This window comes from Ruegeria sp. F5, from assembly GCF_056533845.1.
On sequence record NZ_JBQFOU010000067.1, the window covers coordinates 1 to 1589 of the forward strand.

Below are 1589 nucleotides of genomic sequence, written 5' to 3' on the forward strand. Positions count from 1 at the left end.
GAAACGGGGCCGCCCGAAGGCGACCCCGTCAATCTTTTGCTGCGGCCCCCTTTCGGCAGCCTGGCCACTCGGCCAAGCGCCTTTCGGGGTCGTCAGAATTCGCCAGGGCGAATTCGACGTGCTTACATCATGCCGCCCATGCCGCCCATGTCGGGCATGCCGCCACCTGCGGGCGCACCTTCTTTGGCGGGCTTGTCGGCAACCATCGCCTCGGTGGTGACCAGCAGACCGGCAACCGATGTCGCGTCTTCCAGAGCGGTACGGACAACCTTGGCCGGGTCGATCACGCCGAACGAGAACATGTCGCCATATTCTTCGGTCTGCGCGTTGAAGCCGAACGAAGCGTCCGAAGATTCACGGACCTTGCCTGCAACAACCGCACCGTCAACGCCTGCGTTTTCGGCGATCTGGCGCAGCGGCGCTTCGATAGCCTTGCGGACGATGTTGATGCCTGCGTTCTGGTCGGGGTTTGCACCTTCCAGAGTGTCCAGCGCCTTGCCGGCCTGAACCAGAGCAACACCGCCACCCACAACAACGCCTTCCTGAACGGCAGCGCGGGTTGCGTTCAGAGCATCGTCCACACGGTCCTTACGCTCTTTCACTTCCACTTCGGTCATGCCGCCGACGCGGATCACGGCAACACCGCCTGCCAGTTTGGCAACGCGTTCCTGCAGCTTCTCACGGTCGTAGTCGCTGGTGGTTTCTTCGATCTGAGTGCGGATCTGGCCAACGCGGGCTTCGATCTCGGCTTTCTCGCCTGCACCGTCGACGATGGTGGTTTCGTCTTTGGTGATTTCGATCTTCTTGGCGGTGCCCAGCATGTCCATGGTGACGGACTCGAGCTTCATGCCCAGATCTTCGCTGATCACCTGACCGCCGGTCAGGATCGCGATGTCCTGCAGCATGGCTTTACGGCGATCGCCGAAGCCCGGTGCTTTGACAGCAGCAATTTTCAGGCCGCCGCGCAGTTTGTTGACAACCAGAGTCGCCAGCGCTTCGCCTTCAACATCCTCGGCAATGATCAGCAGCGGCTTCTGCGACTGGATCACCTGTTCCAGCAGCGGAACCATCGGCTGCAGCGAGGACAGTTTCTTTTCGTGCAGCAGGATCATGCAGTCATCAAGCTCTGCGATCATCTTGTCTGCGTTGGTGACGAAGTAAGGCGACAGGTAGCCACGGTCGAACTGCATACCTTCGACAACATCGGTCTCGGTTTCCAGACCTTTGTTTTCTTCGACGGTGATGACGCCTTCGTTGCCAACTTTCTGCATCGCGTCTGCGATCTGCTGGCCAATCTCGACTTCGCCGTTGGCCGAGATGGTGCCAACCTGAGCAACTTCTGCCGAGTCCTTGACTTCGCGCGAAGCGGCTTTGATGCCTTCAACAACCTTGGCGGTTGCCAGGTCGATGCCACGCTTCAGGTCCATCGGGTTCAGGCCCGCTGCAACCTGCTTCAGACCTTCTTTGACGATGGATTGCGCCAGAACGGTTGCGGTGGTGGTGCCGTCGCCGGCTTCGTCATTGGTACGGCTGGCGACTTCTTTCACCATCTGCGCGCCCATGTTTTCGAACTTGTCTTCCAGTTCGAT

General features: G+C 59.7%; 1 protein-coding gene. It reads right to left on the reverse strand.

What is annotated here, in order from left to right:
• Nucleotides 1-122 precede the first annotated feature (122 nt).
• Nucleotides 123-1589: chaperonin GroEL (gene groL, locus ACR0K1_RS25555; RefSeq protein WP_480852315.1), on the reverse strand; the 1467-nt coding region annotated here is incomplete at its 5' end.